The sequence below is a fragment of the Bradyrhizobium sp. Ash2021 genome (genome assembly GCF_031202265.1).
Taxonomy (GTDB): domain Bacteria; phylum Pseudomonadota; class Alphaproteobacteria; order Rhizobiales; family Xanthobacteraceae; genus Bradyrhizobium.
The window spans coordinates 4,690,479-4,713,538 of sequence record NZ_CP100604.1 but is presented as its reverse complement, the minus strand read 5'-3'; the positions used below and the strand labels follow the sequence as shown (position 1 = coordinate 4,713,538).

At 63.5% G+C, this 23,060-nt stretch carries 18 protein-coding genes; 4 read left to right on the top strand and 14 right to left on the bottom strand.

The features are described from left to right. Window positions 1-727: 727 nt before the first annotated feature. Complete coding sequence (gene queC / locus NL528_RS22450; RefSeq protein WP_309176636.1) at window positions 728-1,438, bottom strand: 7-cyano-7-deazaguanine synthase QueC; 711 nt, start codon at window positions 1,436-1,438, stop codon at window positions 728-730. A 152-nt stretch (window positions 1,439-1,590) separates the two neighbouring features. Between queC and mazG the strand changes: the two genes are divergently transcribed. Continuing rightward, entirely contained in the window at window positions 1,591-2,448 is an 858-nt protein-coding gene (gene mazG / locus NL528_RS22445; protein WP_309176635.1) for a nucleoside triphosphate pyrophosphohydrolase, read from the top strand. Window positions 2,449-2,488: 40 nt separating this feature from the next. On the opposite strand, the gene hflX is transcribed toward mazG, so the two are convergent. From hflX to dusB, 7 genes are all read right to left on the bottom strand, one after another. After that, window positions 2,489-3,865 (bottom strand): GTPase HflX, encoded by a 1,377-nt coding sequence (hflX, locus tag NL528_RS22440; protein WP_309176634.1) that lies wholly within the window; start codon window positions 3,863-3,865, stop codon window positions 2,489-2,491. Window positions 3,866-3,876: 11 nt separating this feature from the next. Then, a complete protein-coding gene (hfq, locus tag NL528_RS22435) occupies window positions 3,877-4,125 on the bottom strand; it encodes an RNA chaperone Hfq (RefSeq protein WP_006020546.1) in 249 nt (82 codons plus the stop codon). A 331-nt stretch (window positions 4,126-4,456) separates the two neighbouring features. Next, window positions 4,457-5,827: a sigma-54 dependent transcriptional regulator gene (locus NL528_RS22430; protein WP_309176633.1), complete on the bottom strand. Its 1,371-nt coding sequence runs from the start codon at window positions 5,825-5,827 to the stop codon at window positions 4,457-4,459. 17 nt (window positions 5,828-5,844) lie between these two features. Beyond that, window positions 5,845-8,193 (bottom strand): PAS domain-containing sensor histidine kinase, encoded by a 2,349-nt coding sequence (locus NL528_RS22425; RefSeq protein WP_309176632.1) that lies wholly within the window; start codon window positions 8,191-8,193, stop codon window positions 5,845-5,847. A 179-nt stretch (window positions 8,194-8,372) separates the two neighbouring features. Next, window positions 8,373-9,815, bottom strand: coding sequence for a nitrogen regulation protein NR(I) (gene ntrC, locus NL528_RS22420; RefSeq protein ID WP_309176631.1), 1,443 nt, complete (start codon window positions 9,813-9,815; stop codon window positions 8,373-8,375). A gap of 9 nt (window positions 9,816-9,824) precedes the next feature. Next, entirely contained in the window at window positions 9,825-11,000 is a 1,176-nt protein-coding gene (locus tag NL528_RS22415; protein WP_309176630.1) for a nitrogen regulation protein NR(II), read from the bottom strand. Continuing rightward, window positions 10,997-11,998: a tRNA dihydrouridine synthase DusB gene (gene dusB, locus NL528_RS22410; RefSeq protein ID WP_309185011.1), complete on the bottom strand. Its 1,002-nt coding sequence runs from the start codon at window positions 11,996-11,998 to the stop codon at window positions 10,997-10,999. Before dusB ends, NL528_RS22415 begins: the two co-directional genes overlap by 4 nt. A 280-nt stretch (window positions 11,999-12,278) precedes the next feature. Here dusB and NL528_RS22405 point away from each other — a divergent pair, with 280 nt between their 5' ends. Both NL528_RS22405 and NL528_RS22400 read left to right on the top strand, forming a co-directional pair. Beyond that, window positions 12,279-13,475 (top strand): bifunctional 2-C-methyl-D-erythritol 4-phosphate cytidylyltransferase/2-C-methyl-D-erythritol 2,4-cyclodiphosphate synthase, encoded by a 1,197-nt coding sequence (locus NL528_RS22405; protein WP_309176629.1) that lies wholly within the window; start codon window positions 12,279-12,281, stop codon window positions 13,473-13,475. Between the two features lies 1 nt (window position 13,476). Next, window positions 13,477-14,079 (top strand): CinA family protein, encoded by a 603-nt coding sequence (locus NL528_RS22400; protein WP_309176628.1) that lies wholly within the window; start codon window positions 13,477-13,479, stop codon window positions 14,077-14,079. Window positions 14,080-14,221: 142 nt separating this feature from the next. On the opposite strand, the gene NL528_RS22395 is transcribed toward NL528_RS22400, so the two are convergent. Together NL528_RS22395 and lipA are read right to left on the bottom strand one after the other, a co-directional pair. Continuing rightward, a complete protein-coding gene (locus tag NL528_RS22395) occupies window positions 14,222-14,695 on the bottom strand; it encodes a type II toxin-antitoxin system RatA family toxin (RefSeq protein WP_309176627.1) in 474 nt (157 codons plus the stop codon). A gap of 9 nt (window positions 14,696-14,704) precedes the next feature. Continuing rightward, window positions 14,705-15,664, bottom strand: coding sequence for a lipoyl synthase (gene lipA, locus NL528_RS22390; protein ID WP_309176626.1), 960 nt, complete (start codon window positions 15,662-15,664; stop codon window positions 14,705-14,707). Window positions 15,665-15,823: 159 nt separating this feature from the next. On the opposite strand from lipA, the gene NL528_RS22385 reads away from it, so the two are divergent. Continuing rightward, window positions 15,824-16,429: a DNA-3-methyladenine glycosylase gene (locus NL528_RS22385; RefSeq protein ID WP_309176625.1), complete on the top strand. Its 606-nt coding sequence runs from the start codon at window positions 15,824-15,826 to the stop codon at window positions 16,427-16,429. Window positions 16,430-16,944: 515 nt separating this feature from the next. On the opposite strand, the gene NL528_RS22380 is transcribed toward NL528_RS22385, so the two are convergent. From NL528_RS22380 to NL528_RS22365, 4 genes are all read right to left on the bottom strand, one after another. Then, complete coding sequence (locus NL528_RS22380) at window positions 16,945-17,331, bottom strand: VOC family protein (RefSeq protein WP_309176624.1); 387 nt, start codon at window positions 17,329-17,331, stop codon at window positions 16,945-16,947. Continuing rightward, complete coding sequence (locus tag NL528_RS22375; RefSeq protein WP_309176623.1) at window positions 17,324-20,191, bottom strand: valine--tRNA ligase; 2,868 nt, start codon at window positions 20,189-20,191, stop codon at window positions 17,324-17,326. Before NL528_RS22375 ends, NL528_RS22380 begins: the two co-directional genes overlap by 8 nt. Window positions 20,192-20,322: 131 nt before the next feature. Then, entirely contained in the window at window positions 20,323-21,093 is a 771-nt protein-coding gene (locus tag NL528_RS22370; RefSeq protein WP_309176622.1) for a DUF2497 domain-containing protein, read from the bottom strand. Window positions 21,094-21,523: 430 nt separating this feature from the next. Next, a complete protein-coding gene (locus NL528_RS22365; protein ID WP_309176621.1) occupies window positions 21,524-22,930 on the bottom strand; it encodes a TolC family outer membrane protein in 1,407 nt (468 codons plus the stop codon). Between the last annotated feature and the right edge of the window lie 130 nt (window positions 22,931-23,060).

Here is a 23,060-nt window from a genome sequence, read left to right as displayed (position 1 = left end):
GCGCCGTCGGGCAAATCAGCGCTATAAGCTCGCCCAACCCGGCCCGAGCAGAGGGGCGTTGGCCATCGTCACGAACGTGGGCCGGGGATGCGGTGGACGCAGAAGCGTCGGCACGAAGCGGTGTCGCAGGGCGAGTCTCTCGTGAGCGATCAACCGGCGCGCAGGACGAACGGCGCAGACGCGTACGGCAAAAGCGTGTGGTTCTGGCACCCGTTGCTGGTGTCAAGTCGACGGAGATTTTGCGAACCCGACCGGGTCTCGCAGAATGGCTAATTCGCCGACGACGGTGGCAAGACGAATTCGTCGCCGAGGAGAGCGCGCCATAAGCCGTAAAGCCATTGCGCAGGGGATGCCGGATGCCTCCGCTTCACCTGTATGCTCGTGTGCGCATTTCTTTGTGCACATTGCACACGAGACCGCGGGTGCAGCATGCACCCGGCATTCCCTGCTCCCTCCTCGGGGGAGAATGTTTTTGCAAAACTCGGGCAAATCATGCCGCGAGAAGGCGGATTCATGTTTGGCACCGTCATTGCGAGCGCAGCGAAGCAATCCATTTCGCCGCGCAAAGAAAGAATGGATTGCTTCGCTGCGCTCGCAATGACGTTGATAAGTCGGTGTCACGTCCCCCATCGTCACCCGGCTTGAACCAGGCTTGAACCGGGCGATGACGACTGAAGGGTGACGCATGAAGGCTAAGTTGCTGAATGTAGCTGTTGTTGTTGCGTCCTCACCTCCCCGCATATTCCCGCCATCCCCTTGCCCGCAACGCGCAGGCCGGGCACTCGCCGCAGCCATACCCCCATTCATGCTGCGCGCCGCGCTCGCCGAGATAACAGGTGTGGGATTGCTCGCGGATCAGATCGACCAGCCCTGCCCCGCCGAGATCGTGCGCGAGTTTCCAGGTCGCAGCCTTGTCGAGCCACATCAGCGGCGTGTGGAGTTCGAAGGATTTGGCCATGCCGAGACTGAGCGCGGCGTTCAACGCCTTGATGGTTTCGTCGCGGCAATCCGGATAGCCGGAATAATCGGTCTCGCACATGCCGCCGATGATATGCCGGATGCCACGCCGATAGGCCAGCGCGGCGGCAAAGGTGAGAAACACCAGATTGCGGCCCGGCACGAACGTATTGGGCAGGCCGTCGGCGCCCATTTCGATTGCGACGTCGCGCGTCAGCGCGGTATCGGAAATCTCGGCCAGCGTCGGGATCTCCAGCGTGTGGCTCTCGCCGAGTTTTGCCGCCCAATCCGGCCGCAAGGCTTTCATGCCCGTAAGGAGACGGTCGCGACACGCGAGCTCGATGGCGTGACGCTGTCCGTAGCTGAAGCCGATCATTTCGACATGGGCGAAGCGCTGCAGCGCCCAGGCGAGGCAGGTGGTGGAATCCTGCCCGCCGGAAAACAGCACCAGCGCGGTATCGGATGGGGATTGATTGTTCATTCATTGGCCTTTAGCACCCACCCATGCGTTGGCCAATTGCCCACCTTTGGTTTGGGCCAATCGGTGGAAATATCGGCTGTTTCGGCGCGTTTCGCTGGGATCGCGCGGCCGCTTGCGGCATAAAACCAAAACCCAAAAAACTCCGGTGCCCGATGACCCCTTCCCGCGACATTTCACGTTTGCTCGAGATCATGGCAGCGCTGCGCACGCCCGTGACCGGCTGCCCCTGGGATCTCGAACAGGATTTTGCGTCGATCGCGCAATACACCATCGAGGAGGCCTATGAGGTCGTCGACGCCATCACGCGCGGCGATCTCGACGATCTCCGTGACGAACTCGGCGACCTCCTGCTGCAGGTCGTGTTCCACTCGCGGATGGCGGAGGAGCAGAACGCCTTCGCGTTCGGCGACGTGGTCGAGGCGGTCACGCGAAAAATGATCCGACGGCATCCGCACGTGTTCGCCGACCAGGACGGGCGGCTGACTGCGACCCATGTGAAAGGCAACTGGGATCGCATCAAGGCGGAAGAGAAAGCCGAGCGCGCCGCGGGCCGGCCGCCGGAACAGGCCGAGCACAAATCGCTGCTGTCGAGCGTCAAGGCGGGGCAGCCGGCGCTGACGCGCGCGATGGATTTGCAGCGCACGGCCTCGACGGTTGGTTTTGACTGGAACGACCCGCGCGCGGTGCTGCACAAGATCCGCGAGGAAGCCGACGAGATCGAGGCCGCGCTCGACCGCGGCGACGCCGGCGAACTCGCCGCCGAGACCGGCGATCTCCTGTTCGCACTGGTCAATCTGGCGCGACATGTCGGCGCCGATCCCGAAACCGCACTGCGCGGCACCAATGCCAAATTCGAACGCCGCTTTGGCTATATCGAGCGCGTTCTGGCGGCCAAGGGCCGTTCACTCGAAAGCGCCACGCTCGCCGAGATGGACGCGTTGTGGAATGAAGCCAAGGGCGAGGAGCAGCCCGCGCCGCCTGCGGCGGTAAAGGCGCTGGGTCGCGGCTGAATGTAGCGGACTCTCTCCCCGTCGGGGACGAGCAGAAGGATTACGCCACGTGCGGCACGGCATCGAAACGCGACACCACGATGTCGCGCTTGGTCGCGTCGACGCGCACGGTCATATCGAATCGCCCGTCGTGAAGCTGCTTGTTCAGCACTTCTGAATTGCGATGCAGCCAGCTGATGCCGGCGCCATCGGCGGCGTCGACGGAGAGGTCCAGCGTCATCCGAAAAGCCGCCAAACGATCCTCGATTGCGGCCAGTAGCGCCTCGACCCCCTCGCCGGTCGCGGCGGAAACTAGGAAGCACGGCCGTTCCGGCGGCCGGCGCGCGGCGATGTTGCGCAGGTTTTCGCGCTCTTCCGCATCGAAGCGATCGATCTTGTTCCAGACTTCGAGAACGCGTTGCCCGGCATCGGGATCGATACCCAGCTTGCGCAGCACGGCATCGACGTCGCGCTCCTGCGCTTCCGCATCTTCATGGGACATGTCGCGGACATGAAGGATGATGTCCGCCTCCAGCACCTCTTCCAGCGTCGCGCGAAACGCGGCGACCAGCTGCGTCGGCAGGTTGGAAATGAAACCGACCGTGTCCGACAGCATCGCCTTGCCGCCATGCGGCAGCGCCAGCGCGCGCAGCGTCGGGTCCAGTGTCGCAAACAGCATGTCGGCGGCCTGCACGTCGGCGCGGGTCAGGCGATTGAACAGCGTCGACTTTCCGGCGTTGGTGTAGCCGACCAGCGCCACCACGCGGTACGGCACCCGCTGCCGGCCGGCGCGATGCAGCCTCCGCGTCGCCTGAACCTTCTTCAGTTCATTCTCGAGCCGGATGATGCGGTCGCCGATCAGGCGGCGGTCGGCTTCGATCTGGGTTTCGCCGGGGCCGCCCATGAATCCAAAGCCGCCGCGCTGGCGCTCCAGATGGGTCCATGAGCGAACCAGGCGCGAGCGCTGGTAATTGAGATGCGCGAGCTCGACCTGCAGCGCGCCTTCCTTGGTCTTGGCGCGGCGGCCGAAGATTTCCAGGATCAGCCCGGTGCGGTCGAGAACCTTGGTGTTCCAGGCCTTCTCGAGATTGCGCTGCTGGATCGGCGACAGTGCGCAATCCATCACCACAAGTTCGATGTCATGCCCGGTGATGAGACCTGTGATCTCCTCGACCTTGCCCTTGCCGAGATAGGTGGCAGGACGGATCTGGCTGATCGACGCGATCAGTGTATCCGCGATCGTGAGATCGATGGCGAGCGCCAGACCGGCCGCCTCCTCCAACCGTGCCTCGGAATCGCGGACAGCATCATTCGTTTGCGCGTCGGGGTCGCCGCGGCGCATACGCAAGTAAGGGCCGATGACGATCACCCGCCCGGTTTCTCTGCCCTCCGCCGACCGCGGACGGTCGGCGCCCCCTTTAAGATTTAGGGGTTCCAATCAGATCACTTTCAAGCCGGAGCATCCTCGCCGCCTTCGAACAACTGGATCGGAGCGCCCGGCATGATGGTCGAAATCGCATGCTTGTATACAAGCTGCGAATGACCGTCGCGACGCAGCAACAGGCAGAAATTGTCGAACCAGGTGACAATCCCCTGCAGCTTCACTCCATTGACCAGAAAGATCGTCAGTGGCGTTTTGGTTTTGCGAACATGATTTAGGAAGGTGTCTTGTAGGTTTTGTGCGCGGTCTGCCGCCATTGTTTTTATCCCGCCGTCTTGTGCTTCTTTTTCTTGAACCGGTTGTTGCTCTCTAACGGAGCCTCCCCCGGTCGCCAGCCTACCCTGAGATCCCCCTCCGGTAGGCGCGGCCGTACGATTAGAAGGCACGCGCGGTTTTTAGGCAAGCCAGTTCGCGCGCCACCCCGTAAGAACCCGGTGTCAAATCTCCAAAAGCGTGGGGAAAGAGATGAATATTCCAAAGCAAGTGCATGGACCGGCGCCAGAAAAGCCTTTCGCGTATTGCGGATACCGTTAGCGCGTCAAAACAACAAACTACAGTCTCGGTTCTGATCAATCAGAACCGATCGGGTCAACCGACCCCGAGTGCCTTGAGCTTGCGGTGCAGGGCCGAGCGCTCCATGCCGACGAATTCGGCCGTGCGCGAGATGTTGCCCGAGAAGCGGCTGATCTGGGCAATCAAATAGTCTCGCTCGAACACTTCCCGCGCCTCACGCAGCGGCAGCCCCATGATGTGCTCGCCATTGTTGCTGGTCGGCATTGCCGGCACCATCGAACCGACGTCCTGCGGCAGCATATCGGCGGTGATGATCGCCTCCGGACCGCCGCCGGCCAGAATCATGACGCGCTCGACATTGTTGCGGAGTTGCCGGACGTTGCCGGGCCAGACATGGGACTGCAGTACCGCCATCGCATCCTGGCCGATCTGGCGCTTCGGCAAGCCCGTCGCAACCGAAATCTGATCCATGAAGTAGTCGATCAGTTCGGGAATGTCCTCGCGGCGCTCGGACAATGGCGGCACCCGGATCGGCACCACCGAGAGCCGGTGATAGAGATCTTCGCGGAATCGCCCTTCCGCGATTTCTTCTTCCAGATTGCGCGCGGTCGAGGAGATGATGCGGACATCGACATGGACCTTGGCAGTGCCGCCGGAGCGCAGAAAGGTCTGATCGACCAGCACACGCAGGATCTTGTTCTGGGTTTCGCGCGGCATGTCGGCGATTTCGTCGATGAACAGCGTGCCGCCATGGGCTTCTTCCAGCGCGCCGGCTTTGCGTTGATGCTCGCCATTGGACTGCTCGATCCCGAACAGTTCGACTTCCATCCGCTCCGGCGTGATCGCCGCGGCGTTGATGACCACGAACGGCCCTTCGGCACGGCTAGAGGCATGATGCAGCATGCGCGCCGCCAGTTCCTTGCCCGAACCGGAGGGACCGACGATCAGGATGCGGCTGTTGGCCTTGGCAGCCCGGTCGATGGTTTGGCGCAGCTGGTTCATGCAGGCGGATCGGCCGGTCAGAACGCTAGCCGCAGGAGCCAGTTGCTTGAGTTCTTTCACTTCACGCTTGAGGCGCGATGTCTCCAGCGCCCGGGTCGCCACCAGAATCAGCCGGTCCGATTTGAAGGGCTTTTCGATGAAGTCATACGCGCCGCGCTTGATCGCTGCGACCGCGGTTTCGATGTTGCCATGGCCGGAAATCATGACGACAGGCACGTCGGCATGATCCTTCTTGATCTGCTCAAGCAGCTGCAAACCGTCGAGCTTGGAGCCCTGCAGCCAGATGTCGAGGAACACCAGATTTGGACGGCGGTTGGCGATCTCCGCCAGCGCCGAATCGCTGTCGCGCGCGGTGCGGGTAATGAAGCCTTCGTCCTCCAGGATGCCTGCAACGAGGTCCCGAATATCTGCTTCGTCGTCGACAATCAGAATGTCACTGGCCATGGGTTACACCTGTCTTGTCAGTTGCCGGTCGCGGCTTTGATTTTTGTGTCACTATTGGTCGTAGATGCCGGCTCAATGGTTTCAGAAACCGGCGTATTTGTTTCGGCGCTCTGTTGATTTGTCTCCGGAGGCTGCTCCTTTGCGTCGGCTTTTGGTGGTTGGCCGGATACGGCGAACCGCAGCCGCATCCACGCCCCACGCTGGCCTGACCGGAAGTCGGAAGCATCCTTGAGTTCGATACGGCCGCCATGGTCTTCGAGCACGCGCCCGACGATCGCCAGCCCAAGCCCGGTGCCCTTCTGGCGCGTCGTCACATAGGGCTCCAGCAAGCGGGCGCGGGCGACCTTCGGCAGGCCAATGCCATTGTCGATCACATCGATCACGATGTCGTCGTTCTCGCGTGCCGCGATGACGTCGATTCGGCCTCTGCCAAGTTCTTCCGGCGGAACCTGCTCGATCGCCTCGGTCGCGTTCTTGATGATGTTGGTCAGCGCCTGCGAAATCAGCCGGCGGTCGAACTGGGCCCGCATCGGGTCCTGCTTGATGACGGTTTCGATATCGAGGTCGGCATGCCCGACCTTCATCAGGAACACCGCCTGGCGCACGGTATCGGCGACGTCCTCCCCCTCCATCACGGGCTTGGGCATCCGCGCAAAGCGCGAGAATTCGTCCACCATCCGCCTGATGTCGTCGACCTGGCGCACGATGGTGTCCGTGCACTGCTCGAAGATGCCCTTGTCCTCGACGATGACCTTGCCGAACTTGCGCCTGATACGTTCGGCGGAAAGCTGGATCGGGGTCAGCGGGTTCTTGATTTCGTGGGCGATGCGGCGTGCGACATCGCCCCAGGCCGAGGTGCGCTGCGCGGAAACCAGCTCGGTGATGTCGTCCAGCGTGATGATGTAGCTGTCGCGGGACTGGCTGGTCTGCTCGGCGCTGATGCGAACCGACAGATTTCGCTCATGGCCATCGCGGGTGATGGTGATCTGGCCCTGCACCAGCCGCTGCGTGCCTTCGCGCGCGGTTTTCATCATATCGTCGAGTTCAGGCAGCACATCCGACAGCGGATGGCCCAGCGTCTCGGATTCGGCGTGGCCGATCAGCTTTTCGGCGGAGCGATTGAGAATGCCGACGCTGCCGGAGGCATCGACGCCGATGATGCCGGCGCTGGCCGACGACAACACCGCTTCGATGAAGCGGCGGCGGCTGTCGATCAGGTCGCTGGCGCTGACCAGTTCGTCGCGCTGGGTGCGCAGTTCCTGCGTCATCTTGTTGAAGGTCTCGCCGAGCTGGGCCAGGTCGCCTTCCGACTTGTGGACCGGCACCTGGACGTGCAAATCGCCCGTTGAAACGATGTTGGCGGCGCTCATCAGGTTGCGGATCGGCGCCACCAGCCAATTGGCGAAGTTGAGCCCGATCAGCACGGAAGCCATCAGGATCGTCAGTGCGATCACCGCGAACATCAGCGCAAAGGCCACCTGAATGCCGAGCCTGCGGGATTCGATCTGGGCATATTCGGCGACGCTGGCCTCGGTCTGCTTCAACTGGCTGATCACGCGCGGATCGAGCAGGCGCGCGACGTAAAGGAAGGTATCGTTGAATGCGCGCAGGCGAATGACGGCCGCGACGTAGTTTGCTTCGGGAAATACCGCGATCTGCGGCTCGGTCTCATCGACGTTGCCGAGAAAGTCCTGCGGCGGCGTCGTAAAACTCTGCTGAATGCCGGTTTGCGCCGACTCCAGGACGTTGCGATCCTTGTCGATCAGCATGGCGCCCGGCAAATTGCGCGAGGCTGCACTTGCCGTCAGCAGTTCTCGAAACGACCTGCGGTCCTGGTCGAACAATGGCCGTGCATGGGAGATATCGTTTGCCATTCCCAGAATATCGCCGCGAATGAGCTGCGCGTGTTCGTAGGTGTAGGCGCGGGCAATGATCAGCGAGTTCTGGATCACTTCGCGCGTCGGACCCGAGAACAGCCGGTCGAGGCCGCGATCGATGGTGACGTTGGCGACGATGGCGACCAAAACCGCCGGCAACACCGCGATGACCGAAAACAGACTGACGATCTGGATGTGCAGCCTGGCCGCCGCCCTGCCGCGGCGCCGGGCCTGAACCACCTGCCAGACTTCGCGGACGATAATGCCGACCAGGAGCAGGATGCTGCACGCGTTGATCAGCAGAAATGAGTATACGACCTGTTTGGTCGGCTCGATCGGGGTCAGGCCGGAAAGTACGACAAAGGTCAGGAACGCCGAGAGCAGCGCGATCGCGACGGAAACCGGCGCCAGCCACTTCCGCAGGGACGATCCCTTCGGTTCGGCAAGCGACGCGTCAAACGATGGAGCCGAGGTCTCTGCGCTGGTCATACCGGCAATGGGTGAGCAATGGGTGAGCTGAAAGACTTATGTCCGCCTGCCGCGGACTGATGCATTCATATCACAATGTTGCCGAATTGCGACAATTCCGCGGCGTACCCGACCACGAAAGTGATCGGTCCCCAGCGGCTTTCCGCCTCATGGCGCGATGGAGCCGGCGGCTAAGCCGCCTAGCCCCCGCTGCGGTAGACCTGGATGTCCAGATCGCGGATTTTCTTCCGCAGTGTATTGCGGTTGAGGCCGAGCAGGTCGGCGGCGCGGATTTGATTGCCGCGGGTCGCCGCCAGCGCCGCGGTGAGCAGCGGCACCTCGATCTCCTTGAGGATGCGGTGATAGAGGCCGGGCGGCGGCACGCCGTTCGGGAAGCCCGAGAAGTGCGAGGACAAATAGGCCTCGACCGCGCCGCCGAGATTGTCGACGCCGAGCGGGGCGCTGCCGCCGGATGCGACCGCCGGCGGCGCCAGTTCGCCATCGATGACGGAGCCCGTGATCACGTCCTGCGGATAAAGCGCCGCCAGCCGGCGCGCGAGATTTTCGAGTTCGCGCACGTTGCCGGGCCAGCGGTGCTGCTTGAGGCGTTCCAGCGCCAGCGTATCCAGCTTCTTCGGCGGCAAGCCGTCCTTCTCCGCCAGCGAGAAGAAATGCCGGATCAGATCGGGCAAATCCTCGATCCGTTCGCGCAACGGCGGCAGGCGTAGGGGCACCACGTTGAGGCGGAAGAACAGATCTTCACGGAACAGGCCCTGCTGGATCAGGATGCGCAGGTCCTTGTTGCTGGCGGCGACGATACGCACGTCGGTCTTGATCGGCGTGCGGCCACCGACGGTGGTATATTCGCCCTGCTGCAGCACCCGCAGCAACCGCGTCTGCGCCTCCATCGGCATATCGCCGATTTCGTCGAGGAACAGCGTGCCGCCTTCGGCCTGTTCGAACCGCCCCGAGGCGCGGGTATTGGCGCCGGTGAACGCACCGCGTTCATGGCCGAACAATTCGGATTCGATGAGGTCGCGCGGGATCGCCGCCATATTGACCGCGACGAAGGGGCCGTTACGGCGCTTGCCGTAGTCGTGCAGCGCGCGGGCGACCAACTCCTTACCAGTGCCGGATTCGCCGGAAATCATAACCGTGAGGTCGGTCTGCATCAGCCGTGCCAGCACCCGGTAGATTTCCTGCATCGCCGGCGAGCGGCCGACCAGCGGGATCGAATCGAATTCGCCCTCGTCCGGCGCATTGGCAACTCGCTCCTTCGGCTCCGCCAGGGCGCGGCCGACGATGGTGATCAGCTCCTTCAGGTCGAAGGGTTTTGGCAGATATTCATAAGCGCCGCGCTCCGAGGCCCGGATCGCCGTCATGAAAGTGTTTTGGGCGCTCATGACGATAACCGGAAGGTTCGGCCGCATCTTCTTGATCCGCGGCAGCAGATCGAACGCGTTCTCATCGGGCATCACCACGTCGGTGATGACGAGATCGCCCTCGCCCTGGCTCACCCAGCGCCACAGCGTCGCCGCGTTCCCGGTCAGCCGCACCTCGTAGCCAGCGCGGGAGAGAGCCTGGTTGAGAACCGTGCGGATGGCGGTGTCGTCATCGGCGACTAATATGCTACCTGCGGGCATTGATTTTCCTCATCTTGCATCCTGTGAGGCATGCGATGGAGTACCCGAAACGTCATCGCGATTGCTTTGGTCAAAATGCTTGGCGGCGTTGAACATCGGCAGCAGCACGCGGAAGGTGGTCTTCCGCGGCTGGGATTCACATTCGATGATGCCGCCGTGATCGCCGACGATTTTTGCCACCAGCGCGAGGCCGAGCCCGCTGCCGGTTTGCTTGGTCGTCACGAACGGATCGAACAGGTTTGGAAGCAGGTCTTCCGGCACGCCGGAACCGTTGTCCTTGACGCAGAATTCGAGCGGCAGCGACACCCGCGATTTCTTGCCCGGCACCGAGAGCCGCACACCCGGACGGAATGCGGTGGTGAGCTGGATTTCCGCGTCAGAGCCAAGGTCGGCCACCGCCTCGGCGGCGTTCTTCACCAGATTGAGGAACACCTGGATCAACTGGTCCTGATTGGCCAGCACCGGCGGCAGCGACGGGTCGTATTCCTCGATGAAGCGGATGTTGCGGGCAAAGCCGGACTGCGCCAGCCGTTTGACGTGGTCGAGCACCGAATGGATGTTGACCGGGCCGCGCGCCACCGGGCGGTCGTCGCCGAATACTTCCATGCGGTCGACCAGCGTGACAATGCGGTCGGCCTCGTCGCAGATCAGCCGCGTCAGCATGCGGTCTTCGGATGATGCCGCCTGCTCCAGCAATTGCGCCGCGCCGCGGATGCCGGACAGCGGGTTCTTGATTTCATGCGCCAGCATCGCCGCCAGCGCGATCACCGAGCGCGCCGCACTTCGATGCGTCAGCTGCCGGTCCATCTTGTCGGCGATGGTGCGCTCCTGCAGCATCACGACGATATGGCCCGGCCGCTCCGTGAGCGGAGCGACGTGAAGATCCACCTGGCGATCGCCGCCGATCCGCGGCGTGCCGAGATCGACCTTGTATTCGTTGACCGGCGAACCGCTCGACCGCACCTGGTCGATCAGCGCCAGTAGCGGACTCCCGAACGGCACCAGTTCCTTGAGCGACTGCCGCTGCAGGAATTGCGTCGATATCTCGAAGAAGGATTCCGCGGCGATATTGGCATCGACGATACGGCCGTCGGGCGCGATCAGCAGCACCGGGTTGGGCAGCGCGTTGAGGATCGCCTCGCCGTCGGCGGGCACTCGCCGGCGATGTTCTGCAGCTGAAGTCATGCAGCAGCACTCCATGCAAAATCGTCGAATGCGTCTTCGAGTGAACGATGCACGCTGGAAGGCTCGTCCGCGGTCAAAATCTTCTGTCGCCAATTCCTGAGCGTCGCCGCCGGCGCCCGGCTGCATTGCGCCGCGATCTCCAGCGCCCAGCCGAGATGCTTGCGCGCGTGCTTGAGCCCGATGCGCAGTCCGTAATGGCTGCAGATTTCGTCATAGAGCCCGCGGATATGTTTGAGCTGTTCGGCAAGCGGCAGCGCCGATTCGGCCGTTCCCGTTTCAAGCCGGCGCCCGATCTGGCCCGGCAACCAGGGCTGGCCCTGCGCGCCGCGCCCGATCATCACGGCGTCGGCGCCCGACATTTCCAGCGCGTCCACGGCCTTCTCGTACGACGTGATATCGCCGTTGACGATGAGGGGTAAGGAGATCGCGTCCCTGACCGCGCGCACCGCGCTCCAATCCGCTTCGCCCTTGTAGAACTGACAACGTGTGCGCCCGTGCACCGTGATCATCTGGACGCCGGCAGCCTCTGCGCGCTGCGCAAGCTCCGGCGCGTTGAGCGTGCGATCGTCCCAGCCGAGCCGCATCTTCAGCGTCACCGGCACTTTCACGGCTGCGATCGTTGCTTCAATCAGCCGCAGCGCGTGGTCGAGATCGCGCATCAATGCCGAACCTGACTGACCGCCGGTCACATGGCGTGCCGGACAGCCCATATTGATATCGATGATGTCGGCGCCAGCAGCTTCGGCAATCCGGGCGCCCTCCGCCATCCAACGGGTCTCGCAGCCGGCGAGCTGAACGACGTGCGGACCTACGCCGGTCGCCTCGCAGCGCAGAACCGACATCGGCCTGCCGTTGACGAGGTCGTCGCTGGCGGTCATCTCTGACACGACCAGCCCAGCGCCGAGGGCGGCGGTAAGGCGTCGAAAGGGGGCGTCGGTAACGCCGGACATGGGCGCGAGGAGAACCCGGTTGGCGACCGCAATATCACCTATTTTCAACGGCTTAGTGCGTTTGCATTCCAGGCCGGTCACGGGTTTCTCGTCGTTCTGGCGGCCGCGTCATTGCAACCGCTGGCGTATATTGTGAGCACAAATCTTGTGCAGTCAAGCTCCATGCCTACACTTTAGACAGTTCTGTCATTTGTGCAAGTGCACTGCAACAAAAACTGCTTTTCCCACAGCTATTGGCAATCGCTCTGTTTTTGCGCATGCAGCATGGTAAGGGCTGTCGCCAACGCGCCACCTTTCCTGAACCCGGATTCGTCCCTCATTAAGTCCAATGTCCAAATCTGAGCGCGCAGCAGCTATCCTCGTCGCAGCCGGGCGTGGGCTTCGCGCCGGCGCCGGCGGGCCAAAGCAATATCGTACGATCGGCGGGCAAACCGTGATCTTCCGGGCGATGGAGGCGTTCTGCCGCCATCCGGATGTCTTCGCCGTGCAGCCGGTTGTGAATCCCGACGACGCGGCGGTGTTCAACGAAGCCGTCCGCGGCTTGCGCCATGCGCCGCCAACCAGTGGCGGCGCGACGCGACAGGCTTCGGTGCACGCAGGACTCGAAGCGCTAGCGAGCGAGAAGCCCGACATCGTGCTGATCCACGATGCGGCGCGGCCTTTCGTCACGGCTGCGGTGATTTCGCGGGCGATCGACGCGGCGGGCCGCACCGGCGCCGCTATTCCGGCCATCGCCGTCACCGATACGATCAAGCTGACCGGCGAGACCGGAGACGTCGAGGCCACGCCGGACCGCGCGCGGCTGCGGATCGCGCAAACGCCGCAGGCGTTTCGATTCGAAATCATCCTCGAGGCCCATCGCCGCGCCGCGCGCGACGGCCGCAGCGATTTCACCGATGACGCGGCGCTCGCGGAATGGGCGGGATTGACGGTGGCGACCTTTGAAGGCGATCCTGCAAACATGAAACTGACGACCCCCGAAGATTTCGTCCGCGAAGAAGCCCGCCTCGGCGCCATGCTCGGCGATATCAGGACCGGCACCGGCTATGACGTGCACGCCTTCGGCGATGGCGATCATCTGATGATCTGCGGCGTGCGCGTGCCGCATACCCGCGGCTTCCTCGCCCATTCCGACGGTGACGTCGGCCTGCATGCGCTGGTCGACGCCATCCTCGGGGCACTGGCGGACGGCGATATCGGCTCGCATTTTCCGCCGAGCGACCTCAAATGGAAGGGCGCCTCCTCCGACCAGTTCCTCAGATACGCCGTCGACCGCGTCACCGCGCGCGGCGGCCGTATCGCCAATCTCGAGGTCACGATGATCTGCGAGCGTCCGAAGATCGGACCGCTGCGCGACACCATGCGCGCGCGCATCGCCGAGATCACCGGCATCAATATCTCGCGGATCGCCGTGAAGGCCACGACCAGCGAGCGGCTCGGCTTCACCGGGCGCGAGGAAGGCATCGCCGCGACCGCGAGCGCCACCATCCGCTTGCCCTGGAATGATAAAGGTTGGAGCGAGTAACATGAGCGGCAGCGACGCCCGCGCCCTCTCCCGCTCGCTGCTCGATTTGTGCCGGATGCGCAAGCTGACGATTGCGACCGCCGAATCCTGCACCGGCGGCCTGGTCGCAGGCGCCCTGACCGACATTCCCGGCTCCTCCGACGTCATCGACCGCGGCTTCGTCACCTATTCCAACGACGCCAAGCGCGCGATGCTCGGCGTCAAGGTAACGACGCTTGCGACCTTCGGCGCGGTCAGCAAGGAAACCGCAACCGCGATGGCGATCGGCGCGCTGGAGAAAGCCGGCGTCGATCTCGCCGTCTCGATCACCGGCATTGCCGGCCCCGGGGGTGCGACGCCCGGCAAGCCGGTCGGGCTCGTGCATTTCGCGGTGGCCGCGCGCGATGGCAGAATCCTGCACCGCGAATGCCGCTTCGGTGCGATCGGACGCACCACGGTGCGCCAACGCTCCGTGGTGGAAGCGCTGCGCATGTTGATGGAGCTCGCCCGCGGGCCGCAGGCGCCGGCAAAACCGCGACGCGAGGCCGCGAGCAGGTTGCGCCCGCGCGTCGCCCGAACGCCGCGCGGCGGTGCCGTCAAGCGGCGCCGGCCGCCGCGAACTTAGTGCGACCTCTCCACGTCATTGCGAGCCACCGGGTCGCGCGAATGCGCGCCCGATGACAGGCTCCGCGAAGCAATCCATCGTTCAGCGGAAAAAAGTATGGATTGCTTCGTCGCTTCGCTCCTCGCAATGACGGTGAAAGTCCTCATGACGGTCGGCTGACACCAGCTTTCCCATAAACCACGTCCGCGCGCTTCTCGAACGCGGCCGCAAAGCGCTGGAACGCGGTGTCGAACATCGTGCCCATCAGCATCGCCAGCATCCGACTCTTGAATTCGTAAGAGAGGAAAAAGCCGACGTCGCAGTCGGTTTCGCCTCTCGGCTCAAAGCTCCAGCGGTTTTCCATATTGCTGAACGGCCCCCGCAAATATTCGACCAGGATTTTCAGGTTGGGACGGTCCAGCGTCACCCGACTGGTGAAGGTTTCCCGCACCAGCTTGAACGACACCGTCATGTCGGCGACGACGATTTCGGTACCGTCCTCCATCGGCGTGCGCTGGCGGATCTTCAGCGAATGGCACAACGGCACGAATTCCGGATAGCGCTCGACGTCGGCGACCAGATCGAACATTTGCTGCGCGGTGTGGTGGACACGGCGCTTGCTTGAAAATTTCGGCATCGACTATGCTCAGCGGGATAGCGCAGCCCGCGCCACCTGGAGTTTTGCGAAATCCTCGCCGGCGTGATGGGACGAGCGGGTCAGCGGGCTCGCCGACACCATCAGAAAGCCTTTGGTATAGGCGACCTTCTCGTAGCCCGCGAACTCGTCCGGCGTCACATAGCGCATCACGGCGTGGTGCTTGCGGGTCGGCTGCAGATATTGCCCAATGGTGAGGAAATCGACGTCGGCCGAGCGCAGATCGTCCATCACCTGCAGCACCTCGTGCCGCTCCTCGCCGAGCCCCACCATGATGCCGGATTTGGTGAAGATGGTCGGGTCGATTTCCTTGACCCGCTGCAACAGCCGGATCGAATGGAAATAGCGCGCGCCGGGACGCACGGTGAGGTAACGCGACGGCACCGTTTCCAGATTGTGGTTGAACACGTCGGGCTTGGCGGCGGCCACGACCTCCAGCGCGCCTTCCTTGCGCAAAAAGTCCGGCGTCAGAATCTCGATCGTGGTGGTCGGGCAGCGCGCCCGGATCGCGCGGATGGTCTGTGCAAAATGCTCGGCGCCGCCGTCGCCGAGATCATCGCGGTCGACCGAGGTCACCACGATATGGGCGAGCCCGAGCTTGAACGTGGCTTCCGCAACGTGCTCCGGCTCGGAAGCATCGAGCGCGCCGGGCATGCCGGTCTTGACGTTGCAGAACGCACAGGCCCGGGTGCAGGTGTCACCCATGATCATGAAGGTGGCGTGCTTCTTGTCCCAGCACTCGCCGATATTCGGGCAGCCCGCCTCCTCGCACACCGTGACGAGGCCGTTCTCTTTGACGATTTTGCGGGTGTCGGCATAGCCGCGGGTATTCGGCGCGCGGACCCGGATCCAGTCCGGTTTCGGCGGCGACAGCGCATCCGGCCGGTTCACCTTTTCAGGATGACGCGGGCGCACCGGGTTGGTGGAGACGGTATCGACGAGGACGACCATGTTAAGTCCGGAAGTTACGACAGGTTCTAACTAATCCGTGTCGCTGCTCGCCGCAACCCGCTGCGTCCAGCGAAGCGACGCTGCGGACTCGCCGAAGCTAGCAGAAACATGCAAGATATTGGCAGCTTTCCCGTCAGTTCCGCACCGATTCTCATCAGAATGGCTCAAGGCTCCAAATCCGCCGCGGATCACCCTCCGCGCCTCGGCAAGCCCATCAAACGCCGATTTTTCGACCGCAGCGTGCATGAGGTCGCCCCCGACCTGATCGGGGCGACACTGCTAGTCGACGGCGTCGGCGGTATCATCGTCGAGGTCGAGGCCTATCATCACACCGATCCGGCCGCGCATTCGTTCCGCGGGCCGACGGCGCGGAACATGGTGATGTTCGGTCCCCCCGGGTTTTCCTACGTCTATCGCTCCTACGGCATCCATTGGTGCGTGAATTTCGTCTGTGAGGAAGCAGGCTCCGCCAGCGCGGTGCTGATCCGCGCGCTGCAGCCGACCCACGGCATCCCGGCGATGCGCCGGCGCCGAGGCTTGCACGACGAACGCGCGTTGTGCTCGGGGCCCGGCAAGCTGTGCGAAGCCCTCGGCATCACCATCAAGCAAAGCGAGCTGCCGCTCGATCAGCCGCCGATCGCGCTGCATGCGCGGACCGGCCAACCGGAAATCGTCAAAGGCGTTCGGATCGGGATCACCAAGGCGGTTGATTTGCCGTGGCGGTATGGGCTGAAGGATTCGAAGTTTTTGAGCAAACGGTTTTGACGAGTGCATCAGACCGTCATTGCGAGGTGCTCCGCGACGAAGCAATCCATTCCTTCTTTGCGCGGCGCGATGGATTGCTTCGCGGAGCCTGTCATCGGGCGCGCATTCGCGCGACCCGGTGGCTCGCAATGACGGCTGATGGGACGCACCTTCGCGATATCGCGGCGCGATGCGCCCGAGTTTTGCAAAATCGTTTCGCCCCGGAAATCAGAGGGCGCAGGGAAAGCCGGGTGCCCGCTGCACCCGTAGCCCCTGTGCATTGGTAGTAAGCACAGGGTAGTCACCACGAGTACACCGGAAGTCACCCGAGTTTGCGGCGACGATCGCGCCCGACGCTGCCGCGTCCACCGCATCCCACCGCGCGTTTCGTGACGATCGCGAGCCGCCCCTCTTTCGGGTGAGACGGGCAGAATCAAATCACTGATTTGCCCGACGGGACAAGAGGTATATTTTCTTAGAGCGGGCTTGACAGCAAATTCGCTGATTTGCCCGTCGGGCACTTTCTGGATCGCCGCTCACACCGCGTGATGGCACACGGCCTCGATGCGGTTGCCGTCGGGGTCCCGCAGGAACGCGCCGTAATAGGACGCGTGATAATCGCGCAGGCCCGGCGCGCCGTCGTCGGTGCCGCCGGCGGCGATGCCGGCGTCCCAGAACGCGTCGACCTGCGTGCGCCATTTCGCCTTGAAGCACCAGTGGCGGCCGAAGGCCTCCTCGGGCTTCACGCCCTTGCGGATGGTGAGATAGACGCGATCCGGATATGCCGCCCGCGCCCGCTCGCCATAGCCGAGCCAGTCATCGCGGCGGCCGACCTTGACGACATCGAGCGCCTTCATGATGGCGTCGTAGAACCGCTCGGCGGCGGGAATGTCGGACACCGTGATGGAGACGTGGTCAAGCATTGACGTTCTGCAGTCGCTCCAGCGCTTCCATGATCTTGGCCTTGCGCGCAACTGCGGCTTCGCGCTTTTCCTTCTCTTCCTCGACGATCTCTTCGGGTGCATTGGCGACGAATTTCGCGTTGCCGAGCTTGGCGTCGACGCGCTTGATATCGGCGTCGGCCTTGGCGATTTCCTTGTCGAGCCGGGTTCGTTCCGCCGCCAGATCGATCACGCCCTTGAGCGGCAGCGCGACGGTCTCGCCGCGCACCAGCAATTGCACCGCGCCTTCCGGCGCGCGATCGGCGACGGAAATCTCGGCCAGCCGGGCCATGCGTTTTACGACATCGCTCCAGCGCTGCGCGCGCTCCTTTGTCTCGGCGGATGCGCCCGCGAGCACCAGCGGCGTCAGCGTTGCCGGCGCGATGTTCATTTCCGCGCGCACCGAACGGATCGCGGTGACGAGGTCGACCACCCAGCCGATCTCGGCTTCGGCGGCGGGATCGCTGAAGTCACCGGCATCGAGCGCCAGAATGACCGGCGGGATCAGCGGATCGTTCGGCCCCGCCATCGCCATCGACGCCATCTGTTCCGCCGTCGCCTCGGCTTTGCGGGGCCACGCGGCCAGCACCAAAAGTCCGTCGCGCTTGGCCGTCACCGCCCAGAGTTCCTCGGTGATGAAGGGCATGAAAGGGTGCAGCAATTTGAGGATTTCGTCGCGCGCCCATGCGGTCATGGCGCGGGTCTCGGCCTTTGCAGCGCCCTCCTCGCCCAGCAACACCGGCTTGGCGAGCTCGACATACCAGTCGCAATAGACGTTCCAGACGAAGCGGTAGATCGCGTTGGCGGCATCGTTGAAGCGATAGGCTTCGATCGCCTCGGTGACCTCGCGCGTCGCGCGCGACGTCTCATGCGCGATCCAGCGGTTCAGCGTCTCCCTGGCGTTCGCCGGATCGAATTCTGCCGGCATCGCGCAGCCGTTCATCTCGGCGAAGCGGCAGGCGTTCCAGAGCTTGGTCGCGAAATTGCGGTTGGTTTCGACGAGTTGCGGCGACAGCTTGATGTCGTGGCTGTGCGCCGCGCCACGCGCCAGCGCAAAGCGCAGCGCGTCGGCGCCGAAATCGTCGATGACGCCTAAGGGGTCGATGACGTTGCCTTTCGACTTCGACATCTTCGCGCCCTTCTCGTCGCGGACCAGGCGGTGGATATAGACGGTTGAGAACGGCACTTCCTTCATGAAGTGCAGGCCCATCATCATCATCCGCGCGACCCAGAAGAAGATGATGTCCCAGCCCGTCACCAGCGCGTCGGTCGGGTAATAGCGCTGCACTTCCGGCGTCGCATCGGGCCAGCCGAGCGTCGAGAACGGCCACAGCCCCGAGGAGAACCAGGTGTCGAGCACGTCTTCATCGCGGGTGATGAAGTTTTCGCGCCTGGCCGGGTCCTCTGCCATCGCCTGCCCCTGCTCGGGCGTGATGACTTCCTGCTCGACGTAGTAGCCGAGTGCGTTGCCGACCGCTTCTTCCTCGGTTTCGGCGACGAACACCTTGCCGTCCGGCCCGTACCAGGCCGGAATCTGATGGCCCCACCAGAGCTGGCGCGAGATGCACCAGGGCTGGATGTTCTCCATCCACTCGAAATAGGTCTTTTCCCAGTTCTTCGGCACGAATGTCGTGGCACCCGAGCGCACCGCCGCGATCGCGGGCTGCGCCATGGTCTTGGCGTCGACATACCACTGGTCGGTCAGATAGGGCTCCAGCACCGTGCCGGAGCGGTCGCCATGCGGCACCGTATGGGTGTTCGGCTCGATCATCTCGAGGAAACCGAAATCCTCCAGACGCGCGACGATCCGCTTGCGCGCGGTGAAGCGTTCGACATTGTTGAACTCTTCCGCGAATTGCATCGCCCCTTCCGGCAAGCCGCGCAAATAATCCTCGTTGCCGACGAGGGCGAGGCAGCCCTCCTGATCGAGCACGCTGATCCGCGGCAGGCCGTGCCGCTTGGCGACTTCGAAGTCGTTGAAATCATGCGCCGGCGTGATCTTGACCGCGCCGGAGCCTTTTTCCGGATCGGCATAATCGTCGCCAATGATCGGAATGCGGCGGCCGACCAGCGGCAGAATGACGTGCTGGCCGACGAGATGCCCCAGCCGCTCGTTCTCCGGATGCACCGCGACCGCGGTGTCGCCGAGCATGGTTTCGGGGCGCGTGGTCGCGACCACGATGAAGGTTGAGGAATCCTCGGGATTGAAGCTCTTGCCCTCGATCGGATAGCGCAGATACCACAGGCTGCCCTTGACCTCGACCTGCTGCACCTCGAGATCGGAGATCGCGGTGAGCAGTTTCGTGTCCCAGTTCACCAGCCGCTTGTCTTTGTAGATCAGGCCTTCGCGGTGCAGTTCGACGAACACCTTGACGACGGCGCGCGACAGGCCCTCATCCATCGTAAAGCGTTCGCGCGACCAGTCGCAGGACGCGCCGAGGCGCTTCAGCTGATTGACGATGACGCCGCCGCTCTCGGCCTTCCACTGCCAGACCCGTTCGAGGAATTTGGCGCGGCCCATCTCGCGGCGGCCCGGCTCCTGCCGTTCCATCAATTGCCGCTCGACCACCATCTGGGTCGCAATGCCGGCGTGGTCGGTGCCGGGCTGCCACAACACGTCGCGCCCGCGCATCCGCTCGAAGCGGCAGAGAATATCCTGCAGCGTATTGTTCAGGGCGTGGCCCATATGCAGCGAGCCCGTCACGTTCGGCGGCGGGATCACGATGGTGAACGGTGCTGCGTCCTTGCGCTCGGGGCGTCCGGCCCTGAACGCGCCGCTCTCCTCCCAGAGGCGGGACATGCGGCTTTCGATATCGGCAGGCTGGTAGTTTTTCTCGATCATGACAATGCAGTCGGAGGTATGGGAACGGTTAGAAAGCCGCCGGAACGCGGCAAGTCAACCTGACCGGCACGGCAAAAACACGATAAAACCGGCTGTGGTGGCTGAATGAGGGCCGGTCCGGCCCTATCGGACTAACGCCCGCGCGAAACCCGCTCGATTTCGGCCTTGACGATGCGCTCCACCAATCCCGGCAGATTATCGTCGAGCCAGGATTTCAGCATCGGGCGCAGCATTTCCTTGACCAGATCTTCCAGCGTCCGCGCGTTGTTGCTGAGCACGGTGTTGGCGAGCGAATTGAAGGCGGATTCTACCGCCGAAACGGTCGTGCGCGACAGGATCTGCTGCGGCGCCGGAGCTGCGGCGCTCTCGAACGGCGGCGGCTCGTAGGCCGGCGGCCGAAGCGCCCTGGCGGACGTGCCTTCGGTGAATTCGATATCGTCCTGGGGGTCGATCTTGTGGAACGAGGATGCCGGCGCTGCGGCGGGCGGCGGTGCCGGATCCGGCAGCGCCATCTCGTCGGTGAGTTCGAACACCTCGCCGTCAGGCTGCGGCGGCCTGATCTCGGCCTCGGGCGTCGCCGCGTCGAGGCTCGCCAGCATCGCGTCGATGTCGTCCTGGCTGTTGGACACAGCCGGCTCAGGCGCTGCGGGCGGCGGAGGCGGTGCGGGCTTGGGCGCGGCCGGCTTGGCAGCCGGTGCGATCGCCGACGGCGGAATATCCTTCATCCCCGGCGCCTTGGCGGCCGGCGCCGCAGCCGGGCCGTCCGGCTTGGCGGGTGCGGGCGGCGGACTGGTGGGCTTCTCCGCAGCCGCCGGCTTTGCTTCGTCGTCGGCAATGATGCGACGGATCGACGCCAGAATCTCCTCCATCGAGGGCTCTTGGACCTTTGCAGGTTGCGTCATTTCCGACTCCACATCGAAAGCATTTTACACCAAGCCGCAAAGGATTTGCCGGTTCCGGATATGCAGGCCGGGATTTTCATCGCACAGGCCTGACTTGTCCCCAGATCAAGCCCGCCCGATGCATCGCGCGAGGTCCCGCTCCCCCTTTGGCACCCGAACATCGCCGCCAAGAACGCAAATACGCGGCGCGAATCGCTCTGTTGCCTACGGCAAAGGTATGTCACGGCAAGATTTGATTGCAAGCAATGCACTCATGGCGTCTTCGAGCGAGGGCCTGTCCCGCACGTGATGCGCGATCGATCCGGCTCGCATCGCAATCAAGTCCACGCAGATTGCGTAGACTTAATCGGCGATAGAAAACGCCTCAAAGGAGACCGGAGCGCAACCGCCGCCGGATGTCATCCCGCGCGAGGCAGCGATGGTGCCGGGATCAGCGGCCGTCGGGCGTGCGAACGCCGATCCAGCTGTCACGTACCTGATGGTAATGCACGCTGGGATCGTAGGTCTCCGTCGGCAATTTCAGTACCTGCGGCGACAGCCGGCCGACCGCGTTCAGCACGGCATAGGACGCGACCACGCGGTCATGCTGGGCGGTAACCAGCGCCACGCGCGCGTTGACCAGCGCCTGCTGGGCGTTCAACACGTCGAGCGTGGTGCGCTGTCCGGCCTTGGCTTCTTCACGCACGCCGTTGAGCGCGATTTCGGATGCCGTCACCTGCGCCTGCGCCGATGACACCTGGGCCTTGCCGGCGACCAGCTGCCCCCATGCGGTGACGACGTTGGCGCGGGTCGCATCGCGCGTCTGTTCAAGAACGAGACGCTGCTGTGCCAGCGTCTCCTTCGATTGGCGGATCAGCGAGTACTCGGCGCCGCCCTGATAGATTGGGACCGTGAGCTGCGCGGTCGCCGATGCGCCGAACGACCGATAGAGGATTAGCGACGATTCGTAGGACTGTTGCACCGAAGCTTGCAACGTCACGGTGGGCAAAAGCGCGCCTTCGTTGACTTTGACCTGGAGATAACTGACGTCGATGCCGTACATCGCAGCCGTCACGTTCGGATTTTCGATCAAGCCGAGTTCGACCGCGCTCGGCAGCGTTCCTGGCAAGAAGCGATCCACCGGCGAGCCCGGGGCAAGCCCCTGGGGTTCGTTACCGATGATGCGGCGGAAGTTCGAACGCGTCGTGACCAGATTGGCTTCGGCCGTCAACAGCTGCGTCTTGCCGGCGGCAAGTTGTGCTTCCGACTGCGCGACGTCGGTGCGTGTGACTTCGCCGACATTGAATCGATCCTTGGTCTGCTTCAACGTCTGTTCGAGAACACGCACGTTGCTTTGCTGAACCTCGACGATTGCCGAGTCCCGCAGAAAGTCCATGTAGATCGTGGCTGCCGAGAGCAGAACCGATTGATCGAGAACCCGCAGCGCCTCGCGCGAGCCGGAGACCTGACTCTCGGCTGCTCTGGTCCTGTTGGCGGTCTGCTGACCATTGAAAAGCGTCTGCGTCACGGTGGCGCCGACGCTGCGCGGCGGGTTGGTGCCGTGGATTTCGGTCCGCACGATGGCGGTTGGGCTGCCGCCTGAGGTGGTATTGGTATCGGTATATTGGTAACCGGCACTGCCGGTGAGCGCGACCCTCGGGCGATAGCCCGACAACGCCTGTGGCACGTTTTCGTCGGTGAAGCGCACCTGGGCACGCTGTGCGTTGAGCTGAGGATTGGTCTGGTAGGCGCGCACCAACGCGGCCTCGATCGTGTCGGCCAAAGCGGGCATCGGGCCCATGTAAGCTAGCAGGAGCACCGCAGCCGCAGCTCCGGTAACGACCTTCACCCCACGCATCCCAGGTAATCCATTCATATTCGTTCGCCGGTCCACACACATGAACCGGGCGTCGCTTCGCCCAAGTGAGTCCCGGCTCACCTTAGTCCGCACGTGGGCCGGACGGAACCACCCAGCAACGGAACCCGGT